Origin of the sequence: Marivita sp. (genome assembly GCF_020055675.1) — a bacterium.
In the GTDB taxonomy this organism is placed as follows: Bacteria; Pseudomonadota; Alphaproteobacteria; order Rhodobacterales; family Rhodobacteraceae; genus Marivita.
The window spans coordinates 137,360-157,992 of the sequence record NZ_JAIPUS010000003.1; the positions used below are offsets into that span (position 1 = coordinate 137,360).

Genomic DNA, 20,633 nt, shown 5'->3' on the forward strand with positions numbered 1-20,633 from the left:
GGACATCAGACACATGATTGTGAGCGCGTCTTTGGAACTTTTCGGGGCGAGGCGTGTTGGCCCGCGCCCCTTTAAGTAGCGCCTGCCCGGACAGGCCGGGGTCGTGCAAACGCCGTCTCCAGCTTGATCTTCGCCGCGTTCCTCGTTATGTGCCGGGCAACACGCGGGCAAAGGGTATGCGCATGGCAACGACCAATCCACTTCAATTCATCCAGCAAACCCGGGCCGAGATCTCAAAGATTGTCTGGCCGACGCGGCGCGAGGTGCTGTTGACCACCGTGATGGTGTTCATCATGGCGGCGCTCACGGCGGTGTTCTTTGCCCTGGTCGATCTTCTGATCCGCAGCGGTCTGCAAGGGCTGCTGGCCATTTTCGGCTAGGGTCCGTCTGCTCTTGAAAAGGGCGGGGCAAGGCGGTACGTGAGCGGTAAGATCGGAATGAGGCGTGCATCGATTCGAGTTGCACGCCGCTTTTTTATTCCGCGCGGGCGGTTTTCAGGGCTTGCGACAGAAATCAGACGGCATCCCAAGCCGCGCGAACAAAGAGGTTTGTGACCAGATGGCGAAGCGGTGGTACTCGGTCAGCGTTCTTTCGAATTTCGAAAAGAAGATCGCGGAGCAGATCCTTCAGGCTGTGGAAGAGCAGGGCCTACAAGACCAGATCGAGGAAGTGATGGTTCCGACCGAGGAAGTGATCGAAATCCGGCGCGGCAAGAAGGTCACGGCGGAGCGGCGCTTCATGCCCGGTTACGTTCTCGTCCGGATGGAAATGTCGGACCAGGGGTATCACCTGATCAACTCGATCAACCGCGTGACCGGCTTCTTGGGGCCGCAGGGCCGCCCGATGCCGATGCGCGATGCCGAGGTGCAGGCGATCCTGGGTCGTGTCGCCGAGGGCGAGGAATCCCCGCGCACGCTCATTCATTTCGAGGTCGGCGAGAAGGTCAAGGTCAACGAGGGTCCGTTCGAGGATTTCGATGGCATGATCGAAGAGGTCGACGACGACAACCAGCGCCTCAAGGTGTCGGTGGTGATCTTTGGCCGGGAAACCCCGGTCGAACTGGAATACACGCAGGTCACGAAGCAATCGTGACCGGTGTCGGTGCGTGATGTCACGCACCTCGTGGCGCTTGCCAAATCCGATCGCCGGATTTAAGCGCTGCACGCTGCCGAATGCGCGGCGTTTCATGTGGGAGGCAAGCGGCACGCGTGTCGCGACCCAGACCACACAACAGAGTTGGCCGTGACACGCGTGGTGCGGCCGTTGGAAAAGGAGAGGCCAGATGGCCAAGAAACTTGCTGGCAAGATGAAGCTGCAGATCCCTGCAGGTCAAGCCAACCCGAGCCCGCCCGTGGGCCCTGCGCTGGGCCAGCGCGGTATCAACATCATGGAATTCTGCAAGGCGTTCAATGCCAAGACGCAGGAGATGGAGCAGGGCGCGCCGTGCCCGACCGAGATTGTCTATTACCAAGACAAATCCTTCACCATGAACATCAAGACGCCGCCGGCCTCGTATTACCTGAAGAAAGCCGCCGGCATGAAACCGGTCGGCAAGCGGAACCGTCCGCGCGGCGCCGAAGCGCCGGGCCGCGAGACCATCGCCACCGTCTCGGCAAAGCAGGTGCGCGAAATCGCCGAAGCGAAGATGCAGGACCTCAATGCGAATACCGTTGAAGACGCAATGAAAATCATCGTGGGCTCTGCAAAGTCCATGGGCATCGAGGTGAAGTAAGATGGCAAAGCTTGGAAAACGCACCCGCGCCGTACGCGAAGCCGTTGCTGGCGTGGAAGACGTGACAGTTGAACAGGCCGTCGCGCTGATCAAGGCAAACGCGAACGCGAAATTCGACGAAACGCTCGAGATCGCGATGAACCTTGGTGTGGACACACGGCACGCGGACCAGATGGTGCGCGGTGTGGTCGGCCTGCCGAACGGCACCGGCAAGACGGTGCGCGTTGCGGTCTTCGCACGTGGGCCGAAAGCCGAGGAAGCGCAAGCGGCGGGTGCCGACATTGTCGGCGCGGAAGACCTGATGGAAACCGTTCAGGGCGGGACCATCGAGTTTGATCGCTGCATCGCCACACCGGACATGATGCCGATCGTGGGGCGTCTCGGCAAGGTTCTTGGCCCGCGCAACCTGATGCCGAACCCGAAGGTCGGCACGGTGACAATGGACGTCAAGGAAGCCGTCGAAGCGGCCAAGGGCGGACAGGTTCAGTTCAAGGCGGAAAAAGGCGGCGTTGTGCACGCCGGTATTGGCAAGGCGTCCTTCGACCAGGACAAACTGGTCGAGAACATCAAGGCATTTGTCGATGCCGTGGCCAAGGCCAAGCCGTCTGGCGCAAAAGGCACCTATATGAAGAAGATCGCGCTGTCTTCGACCATGGGTCCGGGTGTGACCGTGTCGGTGGATGATGCCGCCGGCCACTGAGGCACCCCGAGACATACGATTTGAATTGCGGCGTCCCGAGGGGCGCCGTTTTTCGTTGTTGGCTCTTGCCGCGACCGATCCTATTTTTGCCAAGCCGCGCGTGATGTGCGGGGCACCGATCATCGCGGTGACGCTTTCTGATATCGGCGGCATATTTTGCATCCGACGGCACAGGGCCCGGCGATGGCGTAGATGCGTCAGGGCAACGGGTGCCGTCCGGCCGGGAAAGAAGGATTTTGCCTTGAAGCCGACCCGTGTTATAACTGATATCAGTGTTTGAGCGGAATTGCGCGGATTTGCAGGCCGGAGGGCTTGGCAAACATGTCCACTCGTATTACCCCGACCATTGCAAACCGCTGCGCGATTCGTCTCGCGGTTTTTTGCATTACGTCCGAGACGGCGGGTTGTGGCATATGTCGCAATAATTCCTGCCCGAGGCGGGAACAGACCGACATGCCAAGGCTCATCCGTTGAGCGCTGGGCGGGTTTGGGACCGCACGCCAAGCGGACCAAAACCGCCGGAGCGATCCGGTTTTAAAGAGCCGGGGGGTCCGCCCCCCAAACTGGAGTAAACCTGTGGATAGAGCCCAAAAAGAGAAAGTGGTCGATGAACTCGGCCAGATCTTCGAAAGCTCTGGCGTCGTTGTGGTTGCCCACTACGAAGGTCTCACAGTTGCCGAGATGCAGGACCTGCGGGGGCGCGCACGCGCCGCCGAGAGTTCCGTACGTGTCGCCAAAAACCGTCTGGCCAAGATTGCCCTCGATGGGAAGCCCTGCGAAAGCATTGCGGGTTACCTGACAGGCATGACGGTTCTCACCTATTCCGAAGACCCCGTGGCTGCCGCCAAGGTGGCCGAGGGCTTTGCCAAGGAGAACAAGAAGTTCGAGATCCTTGGTGGCGCAATGGGTGAGAGCGCACTTGACCGGGCTGGCGTTGAAGCCGTGTCCAAAATGCCGTCGCGCGATGAGCTTATCGCGACGATCGCCGGCATGCTGGGCGCACCGGCCTCGAATATCGCCGGAGCGGTTGGCGCACCTGCATCGAATATCGCGTCCATCCTTTCGACCATCGAAGAGAAGGCCGCCTAAGGCACCTGGTAGCACCCTCGTGGGGTTGAAAGCCCTGACGTTGGAACACATTTAGATAGGAAAGTCACAATGGCTGATCTGAAAAAACTGGCAGAAGAGATCGTTGGTCTGACGCTTCTCGAAGCACAAGAACTGAAAACCATCCTGAAAGACGAGTACGGCATCGAGCCGGCAGCCGGTGGCGCCGTGATGATGGCCGGCCCCGCTGATGGTGGCGGTGGCGACGCTGAAGAAGAGCAGACCGAATTCGACGTCATCCTGAAGGCAGCCGGCGCGTCCAAGATCAACGTGATCAAGGAAGTCCGCGGCATCACCGGTCTTGGCCTCAAGGAAGCCAAGGAACTGGTCGAAGCAGGTGGCAAGGCTGTCAAAGAGCAGGTTTCCAAGGACGAAGCCGAAGAGATCAAGACCAAGCTGGAAGCAGCTGGCGCAGAGATCGAGCTCAAGTAATCGACGGGTGCGTGTTTATGCGCATCGGTGAAAAGCTGGCTGGGAGCGGTGAAAACCGGTCCCAGCCTATCCCGTCTTAGAAAGGCTCTTTTCGACAAGGGCTTTTCTTAGGCAGGACCAAAGGATCGGGAGGCTCGCAGTGGGTATGCGGGCCGGGAATTGATCGGGTTCAGCCGTCTCTATTGGGCAGACCGCCGAGGCCCGACGGCGGAACGCGCAGCTGAGAATGAAAAGGTGATATCGACCATGGCGCAAAGCTATCTTGGCCAGAAACGTCTTCGGAAATACTACGGTAAAATTCGTGAGGTTCTGGAGATGCCGAACCTCATAGAGGTTCAGAAGTCCTCTTACGACCTCTTCCTGAAATCCGGCGACCAGCCCGAGCCGCTTGACGGCGAAGGCATCAAGGGTGTGTTTCAATCGGTCTTTCCGATCAAGGATTTCAACGAAACCAGCGTGCTGGAGTTTGTCGGCTACGAGCTGGAAAAGCCGAAATACGACGTCGATGAATGTCAGCAGCGGGATATGACCTACAGCGCGCCGCTGAAGGTGAAGCTGCGTCTGATCGTGTTCGATGCCGACGAGGATACCGGGGCGAAATCGGTCAAGGACATCAAGGAACAGGATGTGTTCATGGGCGACATGCCCCTGATGACACCGAACGGCACATTCGTGGTGAATGGCACCGAGCGGGTGATCGTGTCGCAGATGCACCGCAGTCCCGGCGTCTTTTTCGATCACGACAAGGGCAAGACGCACAGCTCGGGCAAGTTGCTGTTTGCCTGCCGGATCATTCCCTATCGCGGGTCGTGGCTGGACTTTGAGTTCGACGCCAAGGATCTCGTGTTCGCGCGCATCGACCGCCGCCGCAAGCTGCCGGTGACGACGCTTCTGTACTCCCTGGGTCTTGACCAGGAAGACATCATGAACGCGTATTACGACACTGTGACCTACACGTTGCGCAAGGGCGAGGGCTGGGAAACCAATTTCTTCCCGGAGCGGGTCCGCGGCACGCGGCCGACCTATGACCTGGTCGATGCCGCCACGGGCGAGGTGTTTGCCGAGGCGGGCAAGAAGATCACGCCGCGCGCGGTCAAGAAGATCATCGATGAAGGCAAGATCACCGACCTGTTGCTCCCGTTCGAGCAGATTGTCGGCAAGTTCGTCGCCAAGGACATCATCAACGAGGAAACCGGCGCGATCTATGTCGAAGCCGGGGACGAGCTGACATGGACTGTCGACAAGGATGGCGCCGTGACCGGTGGCAGCCTGAAAGAGCTGATCGATGCCGGTGTGACCGAGATCCCGGTGCTCGACATCGACAACATCACTGTCGGCCCGTACATGCGCAACACCATGGCGAACGACAAGAACATGAACCGCGAAACCGCGCTCATGGACATCTACCGCGTCATGCGCCCGGGCGAGCCGCCCACCGTGGAAGCGGCGTCTGCCCTGTTCGACACGCTGTTCTTTGACAGCGAACGCTATGACCTCTCCGCCGTGGGCCGGGTCAAGATGAACATGCGCCTTGCCCTCGACAAGCCGGACACCCAGCGCACGCTGGACCGCGAGGACATCGTGGCCTGTGTCAAGGCCCTGGTCGAGCTGCGCGACGGGCGTGGCGATATCGACGACATCGACCACCTCGGCAACCGCCGCGTGCGGTCTGTCGGCGAGTTGATGGAAAACCAGTACCGCGTCGGTCTGCTCCGGATGGAGCGGGCGATCAAGGAGCGCATGTCGTCGGTCGAGATCGACACGGTGATGCCGCAGGACCTGATCAACGCGAAACCTGCTGCCGCCGCGGTGCGCGAATTCTTCGGCTCCTCGCAGTTGTCGCAGTTCATGGACCAGACGAACCCGCTGTCGGAAGTGACGCACAAGCGGCGTCTGTCGGCGCTTGGACCGGGCGGTCTGACCCGCGAGCGGGCTGGCTTCGAGGTGCGCGACGTGCACGCGACCCACTACGGTCGCATGTGCCCGATCGAAACGCCGGAAGGCCCGAACATCGGTCTGATCAACTCCTTGGCCACCTTCGCCCGCGTCAACAAGTACGGTTTTATCGAAACGCCGTATCGCCGGGTTGAAAATGGCCGGGTGTCGGACGATGTGCAATACATGTCCGCAACCGAGGAACAGCGCCATACCGTGGCGCAGGCCAATGCGACTCTCGACGAAAACGGCCAGTTCGTGAACGAGTTCGTGAACACCCGGCAGTCGGGTGAATACACGCTGGCGCCGAACGAAACCGTCGATCTGATTGACGTTTCTCCCAAGCAGCTGGTGTCTGTTGCCGCCTCGCTTATTCCGTTCCTGGAAAACGACGACGCGAACCGCGCCCTGATGGGCTCGAACATGCAGCGCCAGGCAGTGCCGACGCTGCGCTCCGAAGCGCCGCTGGTCGGCACGGGGATCGAGGGTGTCGTGGCACGGGATTCGGGTGCGTCGATCATGGCGCGGCGGGCCGGTGTCATCGACCAGGTCGATGCGACGCGTATCGTCGTGCGGGCCACCGAAGACCTTGAGCTCGGGGATGCGGGCGTGGACATTTACCGTCTGCGCAAGTTCCAGCGGTCGAACCAGAACACCTGCATCAACCAGCGTCCGCTGGTGAACGTGGGCGACACGGTGGGCAAGGGCGAAGTCATCGCCGATGGTCCCTCGACCGACCTGGGCGAATTGGCCCTGGGCAAGAACGTGGTCGTCGCGTTCATGCCGTGGAACGGCTACAACTACGAAGACTCGATCCTGATCTCCGAGCGGATCGCGCGCGATGACGTGTTCACCTCGATCCATATCGAGGAATTCGAAGTCGCCGCCCGTGACACCAAGCTCGGGCCGGAAGAGATCACGCGCGACATCCCCAATGTCGGCGAGGAAGCCCTTCGCAATCTCGACGAGGCGGGCGTTGTCTATATCGGCGCCGATGTGGAGCCGGGCGATATCCTGGTTGGCAAGATCACGCCGAAGGGCGAAAGCCCGATGACGCCGGAGGAGAAACTCCTCCGCGCCATTTTTGGTGAAAAGGCCTCGGATGTGCGCGATACGTCACTGCGGGTGAAGCCGGGTGATTTCGGCACGGTTGTGGAGGTTCGCGTCTTCAACCGTCATGGTGTCGAAAAAGACGAACGCGCATTGCAGATCGAGCGCGAAGAGGTCGAACGTCTGGCCCGTGACCGAGACGACGAGCTCGCCATTCTCGATCGCAACATCTACGCCCGCCTGCGCGAGATGATCCTTGGCAAGACGGCCGTCAAAGGCCCCAAGGGTGTCAAGGCGAACAGCCAGATCACCGAGGAGTTGCTTGATGATCAACTGACCCGCGGTCAGTGGTGGCAGCTTGCCCTTGAGGATGAGGATGATGCGAAGATCGTCGAGGCCCTGAACGAGCAATACGAGGCGCAGAAACGCGCGCTCGATGCGCGGTTCGAAGACAAGGTCGAGAAGGTCCGTCGCGGCGACGATCTGCCCCCCGGCGTGATGAAGATGGTCAAGGTCTTTGTCGCGGTGAAGCGCAAGTTGCAGCCGGGCGACAAGATGGCCGGACGTCACGGCAACAAGGGCGTGATTTCCAAGGTGGTTCCGACGGAGGACATGCCGTTCCTCTCGGATGGGACGCCGGTGGATTTCTGCCTCAACCCGCTGGGCGTGCCGTCGCGCATGAATGTCGGTCAGATCCTGGAAACCCACATGGGCTGGGCCGCACGCGGCCTTGGGATCAAGATCGACGAGGCGTTGCAGGACTATCGCCGGTCCGGCGACCTGACCCCGGTTCGCGAGGCGTTGCGGATCGCCTATGGTGAGGATGTCTACGAAGAAGGCATCGCCGGCATGGACGAGGCTCAACTGCTCACCGCCGCGTCGAATGTGACGCAGGGTGTGCCGATCGCGACACCGGTTTTCGACGGTGCCAAGGAAGCGGATGTCAACGACTCGCTGGTGCGGGCCGGGTTCGATACGTCCGGCCAGTCGATCCTGTTCGACGGCCGCACGGGCGAGCAGTTCTCGCGTCCCGTGACCGTGGGTGTGAAATATCTGCTCAAGCTGCACCACCTTGTCGACGACAAGATCCACGCACGCTCGACAGGTCCGTACAGCCTCGTGACCCAGCAGCCGCTGGGCGGCAAGGCGCAATTCGGTGGTCAGCGCTTCGGGGAAATGGAGGTCTGGGCCCTGGAAGCCTATGGGGCCGCCTACACCCTGCAGGAGATGCTGACTGTCAAGTCGGACGACGTCGCGGGCCGGACCAAGGTCTATGAAAGCATCGTCAAGGGCGAGGATAATTTCGAAGCGGGTGTTCCCGAGAGCTTCAACGTTCTCGTGAAGGAAGTCCGCGGCCTCGGCCTGAATATGGAACTCCTGGATGCGGAGGAGGACGAGTAACGATGCGCGACATCACGCATCCTGCCCATCGGCGTAGGATGCGTGTGTGCCATGCATCGCTCCCCTTTTTTCCCGCTCCCCTTTCAAGGATTTGAAAATGAACCAGGAACTGACGAACAACCCGTTCAACCCCGTCGCGCCGCAAAAGGTGTTTGACGAGATCAAGGTCTCGCTTGCATCGCCAGAGCGGATCCTGTCGTGGTCCTTCGGCGAGATCAAGAAGCCCGAAACCATCAACTACCGCACGTTCAAGCCGGAACGTGACGGCCTGTTCTGTGCGCGTATCTTTGGCCCGATCAAGGATTACGAATGCCTGTGCGGCAAATACAAGCGTATGAAGTATCGCGGCGTTGTCTGCGAGAAATGCGGTGTGGAAGTCACGCTGCAAAAGGTCCGCCGCGAGCGGATGGGCCATATCGAGCTGGCGGCGCCCTGCGCCCACATCTGGTTCCTCAAGTCGTTGCCCAGCCGCATCGGCCTGATGCTGGACATGACGCTGCGCGATCTGGAACGGGTTCTCTACTTTGAAAATTACGTGGTGATCGAGCCGGGTCTGACGGACCTGACATACGGCCAGTTGATGACCGAAGAAGAGTTCATGGATGCGCAGGATGCGTATGGCATGGACGCGTTCACCGCCAATATCGGTGCCGAAGCGATCCGCGAGATGCTGGCCAATATCGATCTTGAAGCCGAGGCAGACCAGCTGCGGGCGGATCTCAAGGAAGCCACCGGCGAATTGAAGCCGAAGAAGATCATCAAGCGCCTCAAGGTGGTTGAATCCTTCCTTGAATCCGGGAACCGCCCGGAATGGATGATCATGACCGTGATCCCGGTGATCCCGCCGGAACTGCGCCCGCTGGTGCCGCTGGACGGGGGCCGTTTCGCAACCTCCGACCTCAACGATCTTTATCGTCGTGTGATCAACCGGAACAACCGCCTGAAGCGTCTGATCGAACTGCGCGCGCCGGATATCATCGTGCGCAACGAGAAGCGGATGTTGCAGGAATCCGTCGACGCGCTGTTCGACAATGGCCGTCGTGGCCGTGTCATCACCGGTGCCAACAAGCGTCCGCTGAAGTCGCTGTCGGACATGCTCAAGGGCAAGCAGGGCCGCTTCCGCCAGAACCTTCTGGGCAAGCGCGTCGACTTCTCGGGCCGGTCTGTCATCGTGACCGGGCCGGAGCTGAAGTTGCACCAGTGCGGTTTGCCGAAAAAGATGGCGCTCGAACTGTTCAAGCCGTTCATCTATTCGCGGCTTGAGGCCAAGGGCCTGTCCAGCACCGTCAAGCAGGCCAAGAAACTCGTCGAGAAGGAACGCCCCGAAGTTTGGGACATCCTCGACGAGGTGATCCGCGAACATCCCGTGTTGCTGAACCGTGCGCCGACGCTGCACCGCCTGGGCATCCAGGCGTTCGAACCCACGCTGATCGAGGGCAAGGCGATTCAGCTTCACCCGCTGGTCTGTTCGGCCTTCAACGCCGACTTCGACGGTGACCAGATGGCGGTTCACGTGCCGCTGAGCCTTGAGGCGCAGCTTGAAGCGCGCGTTCTGATGATGTCGACGAACAACGTTCTGTCGCCTGCCAACGGCGCACCGATCATCGTGCCGTCGCAGGACATGATCCTGGGCCTGTACTACGTGTCCATCGCGCGCGATGGCATGAAGGGGGAGGGCATGATCTTCGCCTCGATCGAAGAGGTCGAACATGCGCTGAACGCCGGCGAGGTGCATCTGCACACCAAGATCGAATGCCGCGTCAAGCAGATCGACAATGAAGGCAACGAGATCGTCAAGCGGTACGAAACCACCCCGGGCCGCGTGCGGTTGGGGGCGTTGTTGCCGCTCAACGCGAAGGCCCCGTTCGAGCTTGTGAACACGCTTCTGCGCAAAAAGGACGTGCAGCGGGTGATCGACACGGTGTATCGGTATTGCGGTCAGAAAGAGTCCGTCATTTTCTGTGATCAGATCATGACCATGGGCTTCAAGGAAGCCTTCAAGGCGGGCATCTCCTTTGGCAAGGATGACATGGTGATCCCCGAGTCCAAATGGCCGATCGTGGAGACTACCCGCGAGCAGGTCAAGGATTTCGAACAGCAATACATGGACGGCCTGATCACCCAGGGCGAGAAGTACAACAAGGTTGTCGATGCCTGGTCGAAGTGTAACGACAAGGTCACCGAGGCCATGATGTCGACCATCTCCGCCGACCAGGTGGACGAGCACGGCACCACGATGGAGCCGAACTCGGTCTACATGATGGCGCACTCCGGTGCGCGTGGCTCGGTCACGCAGATGAAACAGCTGGGCGGCATGCGCGGCCTGATGGCCAAGCCGAATGGCGACATCATCGAAACGCCGATCATCTCGAACTTCAAGGAAGGCCTGACCGTTCTTGAATACTTCAACTCGACCCACGGCGCCCGGAAGGGTCTGTCGGACACCGCTCTGAAGACGGCCAACTCGGGCTATCTCACCCGGCGTCTGGTGGACGTGGCGCAGGACTGCATCGTGCGTCTGCACGATTGCGGCACCGACCGTGCGATCACCGCGGAAGCGGCGGTCAATGACGGTGAAGTCGTGGCGTCGCTGGCCGAACGGATCCTGGGCCGCGTGACGGCCGATGATCTCGTGAAGCCGGGCACCGACGAGGTTGTCCTGCGGGCCGGCCAGTTGATCGACGAGCGTATGGCCGATCTGATCGAGGAAATCGGCATCGCGTCCATGCGGATCCGGTCGCCCTTGACCTGCGAGGCGGAAGAAGGTGTCTGCGCCATGTGTTACGGGCGTGACCTGGCGCGCGGCACGATGGTCAACACCGGCGAGGCCGTGGGGATCATCGCGGCGCAGTCGATCGGTGAGCCGGGCACGCAGCTGACGATGCGGACGTTCCACATCGGCGGTGTTGCCCAAGGTGGTCAGCAATCCTTCCAGGAAGCGAGCCAGGGCGGCATTGTCACCTTTGACAACACGTCGACGCTCGAGAACTCGTCGGATGAAACGCTTGTCATGGGCCGAAACATGAAGCTGCGGATCGTGGACGAGCACGGCACCGAACGCGCGAGCCACAAGCTCGGCTATGGTACGAAGCTCTATGTGACAGAGGGCCAGACCGTCGAACGTGGCGACAAGCTCTTTGAGTGGGACCCCTACACGCTTCCGATCATTGCCGAGAAAGACGGTATTGCCAAGCATGTGGATCTCGTCAACGGGGTTGCCGTGCGGGACGAGACCGACGATGCCACCGGCATGACCCAGAAGATCGTGGTCGATTGGCGGGCCGCGCCCAAGGGCAACGAACTCAAGCCCGAAATCATCCTGATGGGCGAGGACGGCGAGCCGCTGCGCAACGACGCGGGCAACCCGATCACCTATCCGATGTCGGTGGACGCGATCCTTTCGGCCGAGGACGGGCAAGAGGTCAAGGCCGGTGACGTCGTGGCGCGTATTCCGCGGGAAGGCGCCAAGACGAAGGACATCACCGGTGGTCTGCCGCGTGTGGCCGAACTCTTTGAGGCACGTCGCCCCAAGGACCACGCCATCATCGCGGAAATCGACGGGCATGTTCACTTCGGCAAGGACTACAAGAACAAGCGTCGTATCTCGATCAACCCGGCAGAAGAGGGCGCCGATCCGGTTGAATACATGGTGCCCAAGGGCAAGCACATTCCTGTGGCCGAAGGCGATTTCATCCAGAAGGGTGAATACATCATGGATGGCAACCCGGCGCCGCATGACATCCTGTCGATCCTGGGTGTCGAGGCGTTGGCGAACTACATGATCGACGAGGTTCAGGATGTGTATCGCCTGCAGGGTGTGAAGATCAACGACAAGCATGTCGAAGTGATCGTGCGCCAGATGCTGCAGAAGTGGGAAATCCTCGACTCCGGGGACACCACGCTGCTCAAGGGAGAGCATGTCGACAAGGCCGAATTCGATGCGGCGAACGAAAAGTCCGTCAGCAAGGGGGGCCGTGAAGCCCAGGGCGAACCGATCCTTCTGGGGATCACCAAGGCGTCCTTGCAAACACGGTCGTTCATCTCGGCGGCGTCGTTCCAGGAAACCACGCGGGTTCTGACCGAGGCATCGGTTCAGGGCAAGAAAGACAAGCTTGTTGGTCTGAAGGAAAACGTCATCGTGGGCCGTCTGATCCCCGCGGGCACCGGTGGGGCGACCCAGAAGGTGCGCCGCGTGGCGCAGGACCGCGACAATATCGTGATCGACGCGCGCCGCGAAGAGGCCGAAGCGGCGGCCGCCCTGGCTGCGCCGGATGCGTCGGAGACCGATGACGTGGTCGGTGGTGACGAATTCGACACCGTTATCGCCGACATGCCGGAAAGCCGCGAATAAGCGGAGCGTTCCAACGCGAATGATAAAAACCCCCGCGCCTGTCGCGGGGGTTTTTGTTTTGCGGCGAGCCTCGCCCAGAGCTGGGGCTTGTCCGGTTGCGCGGTGGCTTGGGCGCGCGGAGTTGCGCGGCGCGGGTTGGTCAACCGGGCCCGCCCGCAAGGAACATCCCCTCGAATGGGGCGTTGGTCTGACAACAGCGCAGGAGGAGAGATCCATGTTTCGCTTGATGACCACGACAACCGCCCTTGTGGCGGGGCTATCCGCGCCGCTGGCCGCGCAAGACACCCACACCTGGGGCGACAAGGAAGCCGACTTCGACCCCGCCTTCGAAAACCAGACCCGCGCCGAGCTGGTCGATACCGGGGTCGATGTCGCCTTCGCCGAAATCGTCACGGGGTTGGAGCACCCTTGGGCGATTGAGCAGCTTCCGGGTGACACCGGGCTTTTGGTAACAGAGCGGCCCGGTTGGCTTGTGCATGTCACGCTGGAGGGCACGGTCTCCGCGCCGATCAAGGGCCTGCCGGAGATTTTCAATCAATCGGCCGGGGGCGGCACCCAAGCTGGTCTGCTTGACGTGAAGATCGGGCCGAATTTCGACGAGGATCGCTGGGTCTATTTCACCTATTCCAAGGGCAAAGGCGATGGCATGTCCGTGACGGCCGCCGCGCGCGGCAAGCTGTCGGAGGACATGAGAGAGCTGACACGGATCGAAGAGATTTTCGAACAGACGCCGCCGTCTCCTGCTGCGATGCATTATGGGAGCCGGATCGTGTTTGACGGTGACGGCCACGCGTTCATCACCACCGGTGAGCATTTTACCGACACGGAACGCCAGAAAGCCCAGGCGCTGGACACGACCTATGGCAAGGTCGTGCGGGTGAACCTCGATGGCTCGATCCCCGAGGACAACCCGTTCGTTGGTCAGGACGGTGCGATTGACAGCATCTGGTCCTATGGCCATCGAAATATCCAAGGGGCGGCGATGCGCGGCGACACGTTATACGTGGTTGGCCACGGCCCCGCCGGTGGCGATGAGATCAATATTCCCGAAGCCGGGTTGAACTATGGCTGGCCCGTCGTGTCTTATGGCGTGCGCTATGATGGGCGCGCCATCGGAACCGGGCGGGCCCAGGCCGAGGGCATGATCGAACCGGTCTATTACTGGGACCCCGTCATCGCGCCGGGTGACATGATCTTTTACCAAGGTGAGATGTTCCCTGACTGGCAGGGTGACAGCCTGATTGCCGGATTGGTGGCGCCGGGCGTCGCGCGGCTGGAGTGGGACGGAAATCGCGTGCAGGCGGAAGAGCGGCTTTTCACCGATTATGGGCGTGTGCGCGATATCGAGGAATTGGCCGATGGCAGCCTGATCCTGGCCACCGATTACGCTGATGGAAAATTGGTCCATGTGACCTCGGAGTGATCGGACGCGGCGGCGGGGTCCGGCGGGCTGGTTTCGCTGCCCGCCCGCGATACAGGGCTTGAGCCGATATCCAAAGCCGTGTGACGGGTCGCTTTAGGCGTGGCTGTCGCCCGGGCGGGATGCTATTGCATTGGTATGATCCAGCTTTCCGACAACATGCGGGGCGCACTGTTCATGTGCGTGTCCATGGCGCTGTTCACCTTTGGCGATTCCGCGATCAAGGCAACGGGTGGTGCGTTGCCATTGTCGCAGCTCATGGTGATCCGCGGGGTGCTTGCCTCTGCCGCGCTCGTGCTCATGGCGTGGTCTTTCAACGCGTTGCGTCTGCGCCTGCCAATGCGGGACTGGGGGTTGATCGTCATGCGCGGTCTGGGCGATGCCGTGGCGGCTTTCTTTTTCCTTTCGGCGCTTTTGCAGATGCCGCTCGCCAATGTTACGGCGCTTTTGCAGATGCTGCCGCTGACTGTGACGCTGGCCGGGGCGATCATTTTCCGCGAGGCGGTGGGATGGCGGCGATGGACGGCGATCGCGATCGGGTTCTGCGGCATGTTGCTGATCGTGCGGCCGGGCACGGACGGGTTCACCGGCGCGTCAGTCTACGCGCTTTTGGCGGTGCTGGCAGTGACGGCGCGGGACATGTTCACGCGGCGCATTTCGGTGCAGGCCCCGTCGCTGACAGTCACCTTCATTTCCTCGGTGATTGTCACTCTTTTTGCCGTCGGCTGGTCGTTCAGCCAGGAATGGGTGCCGTTGACGCCGCATTTGACGGGGCTGGTGATGTTGGCGACTGTCTTTGTCATCGGGGCCTATCTGTTCAGCGTCATGGTGATGCGGGTGGGCGAGGTCAGCTTCGTCGCCCCGTTCCGCTATACAGGGCTGGTCTGGGCGCTGATCCTCGGGGTGGTGGTGTTTGGCGAATGGCCGGAACCGCTGACCCTGATCGGCGCGGGCATCATCGTCGCGACCGGCGTATTCAGCCTGTTGCGCGAGGCGCGACTGAAGCGTCGCGCGAGACGGCCAATTCTACCGCGTCAGCCGTAAGCGCAAAGCGGCGGCTGAGCGTTTCGGTTTCGTCCAGCGTCGGCGCGTGAAAATCAGGGCGCGCGACATTCGGCTTTTGGCGGGAATCATTATGGGCGTGATGCGCGCGTATGAACATCGGCGCGTCGGTGAAGGTGACCGTCGGCATGAAGCGGTTGATCCGGCTGTGGGCGAAATTCATCTGGCTTTGCCGCACGCCGCCCTGAACGGCCACCGCCTGTGCGACACCGATATAGGGTGTTACGGTTTCGACAATCTCGAAAGGGTTCACGTCGGAGGCGCAGACCGTATAGCCGCGGTTCCAGTCAAAGCCGACAAGCTTGCTGCCCAGAACCAGCGGTGCGCAGTCTGCGGCGGCCTTGCGCAGCCGTGCGACGAAATCCACCGCCAAGGCGTCGTCATCATCGTGACGTACTTGAAGACAGGGCTGGTTGATATGCCGTCGCGCCGCGTTCAGTACAGATTGGCAGACCTGCCGATGCGGGCCGGGGTCGCGTGCGATGATCCGGGCCTGCGGCACTGGCCGAAGCAGTCTTTGCAACCGCTTGAAATAATCTTCCGGCAGGCAGGTCCCGACCAGCACCACGAAATCGAAATCGGGATCGGTCTGCGCCATCAGCCCGGGCAGGCACAGGTGTTCGAAAAGCGCCAGCCGGCGCTCCATCCTTTCGGACGCATAAAGATAGGCGCGACGTGCCTCGATGCTCTCGTGAACGACCTGGAATCCGCCCTCGGCCGGATAGGAGAAACGGCAAAAAAGAATGGTCTGCATAACGATTGCACCTGTCTGTCCCACGGCTTTGCGGTATATGGAGTGTGCAACGGTGCTGCCCGTCACACAAGCGTCGGGGCGCTGTTGACAACCTACCCGACTCCCCATATACGCGCGCCTAATTCGGCAGGGTTCCGACCTGTTTGTCGATTTACAGGACTGGAGCGGTCAAGATCCGGGCGCATGCCCCGATCCTCTGGAAATCCACCGCATCGCTTCCGAAAGGGGAGCGGATGCGGTCTTTTGCGTCGTCCCGACAGGAGCGGCGTGATTGTGAACTGTGTCGCGGACGCGCGGTACGCGAATGAGAAACCCGCACGGGGACGGCCTCGTGCACCACATATGTGAGCTACACGGGGAAAGAACCGGAATGCCAACGATTCAACAGCTGATCCGCAAGCCGCGGCAGCCGAAACGCCGCACGAACAAGTCCATGCACCTTGAGGGAAACCCTCAGAAGCGCGGTGTGTGCACTCGTGTTTATACCACGACACCGAAGAAGCCGAACTCGGCGATGCGGAAAGTGGCCAAGGTGCGCCTGACCAACGGGTATGAAGTGATCAGCTACATCCCCGGTGAAAGCCACAACCTTCAGGAACACTCGGTTGTCCTGATCCGCGGTGGCCGTGTGAAAGACCTTCCCGGTGTGCGCTATCACATCCTGCGCGGTGTTCTGGATACCCAGGGCGTCAAGGATCGGAAACAGCGCCGCTCTAAATATGGCGCGAAGCGTCCGAAGTAAGAGGAATTACAGATGTCTCGTCGTCACGCCGCAGAAAAACGTGAAATCCTGCCCGACGCCAAGTATGGCGACCGGGTCCTGTCCAAGTTCATGAACAACCTGATGATCGATGGTAAGAAGTCGGTCGCGGAAGGTATCGTCTACAACGCACTCGACCGTGTCGAAGGCAAGGTGAAGCGCGCGCCAGTGGAGATTTTCCACGAGGCGTTGGACAACATCAAGCCATCGGTCGAGGTTCGCTCGCGCCGGGTTGGCGGTGCAACCTATCAGGTGCCCGTCGAAGTGCGCCCCGAGCGCCGCGAGGCGCTGGCGCTGCGCTGGCTCATCAATGCGAGCCGCGCGCGCAACGAGAACACGATGGAAGAACGTCTTGCCGCTGAGCTTCTGGATGCTGTGAATTCACGCGGCTCCGCTGTGAAGAAGCGCGAAGACACGCACAAGATGGCCGACGCGAACAAAGCGTTCAGCCACTACCGCTGGTAATAGGAGCCAATAGAAATGGCACGCGATTATCCTCTCGAGCGATACCGGAATTTCGGGATCATGGCGCATATCGATGCAGGCAAGACCACCTGTTCCGAGCGCATCCTGTTCTATACCGGCAAGTCGCACAACCTCGGCGAGGTGCATGACGGCGCCGCGACCATGGACTGGATGGAGCAGGAGCAGGAGCGTGGCATCACGATCACCTCCGCGGCGACAACCACGTTCTGGGAGCGCACGGAAAACGGTGTCGAGCCCGACTCTCCCAAGCACCGCATGAACATCATCGACACGCCGGGACACGTTGACTTCACCATCGAAGTCGAGCGTTCACTTGCGGTTCTCGACGGGGCCGTTGCGGTTCTGGATGCGAATGCCGGTGTCGAGCCGCAGACCGAAACGGTCTGGCGCCAGGCCGACCGGTACAAGGTTCCGCGCATCGTGTTTGTCAACAAGATGGACAAGATCGGTGCCGATTTCTTCAACTGCGTCGAAATGATCGAGGATCGCACTGGTGCGATCGCCGTTCCCGTCGGTATCCCGATCGGTGCGGAATCCGAGCTTGAGGGTCTCATTGACCTCGTGACCATGGAAGAGTGGCTCTGGCAGGGTGAGGATCTGGGCGCGTCCTGGATCAAGGCGCCCGTGCGCGACAGCCTCAAGGACATGGCCAACGAGTGGCGCGGCAAGATGATCGAGAACGCCGTCGAACAAGACGACGACGCGATGGAAGCCTATCTCGAAGGCGAAGAGCCCGACGTTCCGACCCTGCGCAAACTGCTGCGCAAGGGCACGCTGTCGCTGTCTTTCGTTCCGGTTCTGGGCGGTTCCGCGTTCAAGAACAAGGGCGTGCAGCCGCTGCTCAATGCCGTGATCGATTACCTGCCCAGCCCGATGGACGTGGTCGATTACATGGGCTTCGCACCGGATGACGAAACGGAAACTCGCAACATCCCGCGCCGCGCGGATGACGATATGCCGTTCTCGGGCCTGGCGTTCAAGATCATGAACGACCCGTTCGTCGGCTCCCTGACCTTCACGCGTATCTACTCTGGCGTGCTGCGCAAGGGTGACACGATGCTCAATGCCACGAAGGGCAAGAAAGAGCGTGTCGGCCGCATGATGATGATGCATTCCAACGACCGGACCGAGATCGACGAGGCTTTCGCCGGCGACATCATCGCCTTGGCAAGCCTCAAGGACACCACCACCGGCGACACGATCTGTGATCCAAAGGCGCCGGTTGTCCTCGAAACGATGACCTTCCCCGATCCGGTGATCGAGATTGCTGTCGAGCCGAAGACCAAGGGCGACCAGGAGAAGATGTCCCAGGGCCTCGCGCGTCTAGCGGCAGAAGACCCGTCCTTCCGTGTGGAAACCGATCTGGAATCCGGTCAGACGATCATGAAGGGCATGGGCGAATTGCACCTCGACATCCTGATTGATCGCCTGAAGCGGGAATTCAAGGTTGAGGCGAACATCGGTGCGCCGCAGGTGGCCTACCGCGAGACCATCGGCCATGAAATCGAACATACCTACACCCACAAGAAACAGTCGGGTGGCTCAGGCCAGTTCGCCGAAGTGAAGCTCATCATTTCGCCGACCGAACCGGGCGAAGGCTATTCCTTCGAAAGCCGCATCGTCGGTGGGACGGTTCCGAAGGAATACATCCCGGGCGTCGAAAAAGGCATCAAATCGGTGATGGATTCCGGCCCGCTGGCCGGCTTCCCGGTGATCGATTTCAAGGTGGCCCTGGTCGACGGCAAGTTCCACGACGTGGACTCCAGCGTGCTGGCCTTCGAAATCGCATCCCGGATGGGCATGCGCGAAGGTCTTCGCAAGGCAGGGGCGAAGCTTCTGGAACCGATGATGAAGGTCGAAGTGGTCACGCCGGAAGAATATACCGGCAGCATCATCGGCGACCTGACCTCGCGTCGGGGTCAGGTGTCCGGCCAGGAACCCCGCGGCAACGCGGTGGCGATTGCCGCGAACGTGCCGCTGGCCAATATGTTCGGCTACATCAACACGCTGCGGTCGATGTCTTCGGGCCGTGCGCAGTTCACGATGCAGTTCTCGCATTACGATCCGGTCCCGCAGAACATCTCTGACGAGATCCAGTCGAAATACGCATAAACCGCGGTGCGTGGGAAACCACGCACCCTACCAACCACTGTAGGGTGTGTGCCAAGGCACGCACCGTGAGAAAAAGAAAAGGAGCTTTGCAATGGCAAAGGAAAAGTTTGAGCGCGGCAAGCCGCATTGCAACATCGGCACGATTGGTCACGTTGACCATGGCAAGACGACGCTGACGGCGGCGATCACGAAGTATTTCGGCAACTTCCAGGCTTACGACCAGATCGACGGTGCGCCCGAAGAGAAGGCGCGCGGGATCACCATCTCGACGGCGCATGTGGAATACGAGACCGAGAACCGTCACTACGCGCACGTCGATTGCCCGGGCCACGCCGACTACGTGAAGAACATGATCACCGGTGCCGCCCAGATGGACGGCGCGATTCTCGTGGTGAACGCGGCCGACGGCCCGATGCCGCAGACGCGCGAGCACATTCTTCTGGGCCGCCAGGTGGGTATTCCCGCCATGGTCGTGTTCCTGAACAAGGTGGACCAGGTGGATGACGAGGAACTGCTCGAGCTGGTGGAGATGGAAGTGCGCGAGCTTCTGTCCGCCTATGATTTTCCGGGCGACGACATTCCGGTGATCGCAGGCTCTGCGCTTGCCGCGATGGAAGGCCGTGACCCGGAGATCGGCGAAGAGAAGATCCGCGAGCTGATGGCGGCTGTCGATGAGTACATCCCGCAGCCGGCGCGCGCGATCGACCAGCCGTTCCTGATGCCGATCGAGGACGTGTTCTCGATCTCGGGGCGTGGCACGGTTGTGACCGGTCGTGTCGAGCGCGGTGTGATCAACGTGGGCGACGATATCGAGATCGTCGGCATCACCGACACCAAGAAGACGACCTGCACGGGTGTGGAAATGTTCCGCAAGCTGCTGGATCGCGGCGAGGCGGGCGACAACGTGGGCGTCCTTCTGCGCGGCATCGACCGTGACGGGGTGGCGCGTGGCCAGGTTCTGTGCAAGCCGAAGTCTGTGAACCCGCACACCAAGTTCGAGGCCGAGGTCTACATCCTGAACAAGGAAGAGGGCGGCCGCCACACGCCGTTCTTTGCGAATTACCGCCCGCAGTTCTACTTCCGGACGACGGATGTGACCGGCACCGTGACGCTGCCCGAGGGCACCGAGATGGTGATGCCGGGTGACAACCTGAAGTTCGACGTCGAGCTGATCGCGCCGATCGCGATGGAAGAAGGCCTGCGCTTCGCGATCCGTGAAGGCGGCCGCACCGTCGGGTCGGGCGTGGTCTCCAAGATCACCGCGTAAACGCATCCGGTCCCGGCCCGGCGCCGGGACCCGCAATTCCAAACGGACCGCCAGGGTCCGGTGA

15 protein-coding genes are annotated in these 20,633 nt (G+C 60.9%); 14 read left to right on the forward strand and 1 reads right to left on the reverse strand.

Translation table 11 applies throughout. From position 1 onward, the window contains the following. Positions 1 to 182 precede the first annotated feature (182 nt). The 10 genes from secE to LCF59_RS03775 all read left to right on the forward strand — a co-directional run bounded on the left by secE (position 183) and on the right by LCF59_RS03775 (position 15,172). Positions 183 to 380 (forward strand): preprotein translocase subunit SecE, encoded by a 198-nt coding sequence (secE, locus tag LCF59_RS03730; protein WP_292285712.1) that lies wholly within the window; start codon positions 183 to 185, stop codon positions 378 to 380. Positions 381 to 558: 178 nt separating this feature from the next. Then, complete coding sequence (gene nusG / locus LCF59_RS03735; RefSeq protein WP_292285714.1) at positions 559 to 1,092, forward strand: transcription termination/antitermination protein NusG; 534 nt, start codon at positions 559 to 561, stop codon at positions 1,090 to 1,092. Positions 1,093 to 1,282: 190 nt separating this feature from the next. Further along, positions 1,283 to 1,732 carry a 50S ribosomal protein L11 gene (rplK, locus tag LCF59_RS03740; RefSeq protein ID WP_292285716.1) on the forward strand — a complete coding sequence of 150 codons (450 nt, stop codon included), beginning with the start codon at positions 1,283 to 1,285 and terminating at the stop codon, positions 1,730 to 1,732. A 1-nt stretch (position 1,733) separates the two neighbouring features. Then, a complete protein-coding gene (gene rplA, locus LCF59_RS03745) occupies positions 1,734 to 2,432 on the forward strand; it encodes a 50S ribosomal protein L1 (protein ID WP_292285718.1) in 699 nt (232 codons plus the stop codon). A 576-nt stretch (positions 2,433 to 3,008) separates the two neighbouring features. Then, a complete protein-coding gene (gene rplJ / locus LCF59_RS03750; protein ID WP_292285719.1) occupies positions 3,009 to 3,521 on the forward strand; it encodes a 50S ribosomal protein L10 in 513 nt (170 codons plus the stop codon). Between the two features lie 69 nt (positions 3,522 to 3,590). Next, the gene (gene rplL, locus LCF59_RS03755) at positions 3,591 to 3,971 is read left to right on the forward strand and encodes a 50S ribosomal protein L7/L12 (RefSeq protein WP_292285721.1); all 381 of its coding nucleotides are present in this window, start codon (positions 3,591 to 3,593) and stop codon (positions 3,969 to 3,971) included. A 246-nt stretch (positions 3,972 to 4,217) separates the two neighbouring features. Next, positions 4,218 to 8,357, forward strand: a complete 4,140-nt coding sequence (gene rpoB, locus LCF59_RS03760) for a DNA-directed RNA polymerase subunit beta (protein ID WP_292285723.1) — start codon at positions 4,218 to 4,220, stop codon at positions 8,355 to 8,357. Between the two features lie 97 nt (positions 8,358 to 8,454). After that, positions 8,455 to 12,708 (forward strand): DNA-directed RNA polymerase subunit beta', encoded by a 4,254-nt coding sequence (rpoC, locus tag LCF59_RS03765; protein ID WP_292285724.1) that lies wholly within the window; start codon positions 8,455 to 8,457, stop codon positions 12,706 to 12,708. A gap of 214 nt (positions 12,709 to 12,922) precedes the next feature. Then, positions 12,923 to 14,131 (forward strand): PQQ-dependent sugar dehydrogenase, encoded by a 1,209-nt coding sequence (locus LCF59_RS03770; protein ID WP_292285726.1) that lies wholly within the window; start codon positions 12,923 to 12,925, stop codon positions 14,129 to 14,131. A 135-nt stretch (positions 14,132 to 14,266) separates the two neighbouring features. After that, positions 14,267 to 15,172: a DMT family transporter gene (locus LCF59_RS03775; protein ID WP_292285728.1), complete on the forward strand. Its 906-nt coding sequence runs from the start codon at positions 14,267 to 14,269 to the stop codon at positions 15,170 to 15,172. Here the strand turns inward: LCF59_RS03775 and LCF59_RS03780 are convergent. Further along, a complete protein-coding gene (locus LCF59_RS03780) occupies positions 15,105 to 15,944 on the reverse strand; it encodes a putative rhamnosyl transferase (RefSeq protein WP_292285729.1) in 840 nt (279 codons plus the stop codon). The genes LCF59_RS03775 and LCF59_RS03780 overlap by 68 nt on opposite strands. A 370-nt stretch (positions 15,945 to 16,314) precedes the next feature. Here LCF59_RS03780 and rpsL point away from each other — a divergent pair, with 370 nt between their 5' ends. The 4 genes from rpsL to tuf all read left to right on the forward strand — a co-directional run bounded on the left by rpsL (position 16,315) and on the right by tuf (position 20,569). Beyond that, positions 16,315 to 16,686 (forward strand): 30S ribosomal protein S12, encoded by a 372-nt coding sequence (gene rpsL, locus LCF59_RS03785; protein WP_150446916.1) that lies wholly within the window; start codon positions 16,315 to 16,317, stop codon positions 16,684 to 16,686. 12 nt (positions 16,687 to 16,698) lie between these two features. After that, positions 16,699 to 17,169 carry a 30S ribosomal protein S7 gene (gene rpsG / locus LCF59_RS03790; RefSeq protein WP_292285731.1) on the forward strand — a complete coding sequence of 157 codons (471 nt, stop codon included), beginning with the start codon at positions 16,699 to 16,701 and terminating at the stop codon, positions 17,167 to 17,169. Between the two features lie 15 nt (positions 17,170 to 17,184). After that, entirely contained in the window at positions 17,185 to 19,302 is a 2,118-nt protein-coding gene (gene fusA / locus LCF59_RS03795; RefSeq protein WP_292285733.1) for an elongation factor G, read from the forward strand. A 91-nt stretch (positions 19,303 to 19,393) separates the two neighbouring features. Next, positions 19,394 to 20,569 (forward strand): elongation factor Tu, encoded by a 1,176-nt coding sequence (gene tuf / locus LCF59_RS03800; RefSeq protein ID WP_292285705.1) that lies wholly within the window; start codon positions 19,394 to 19,396, stop codon positions 20,567 to 20,569. The last annotated feature ends 64 nt before the right edge of the window (positions 20,570 to 20,633 follow it).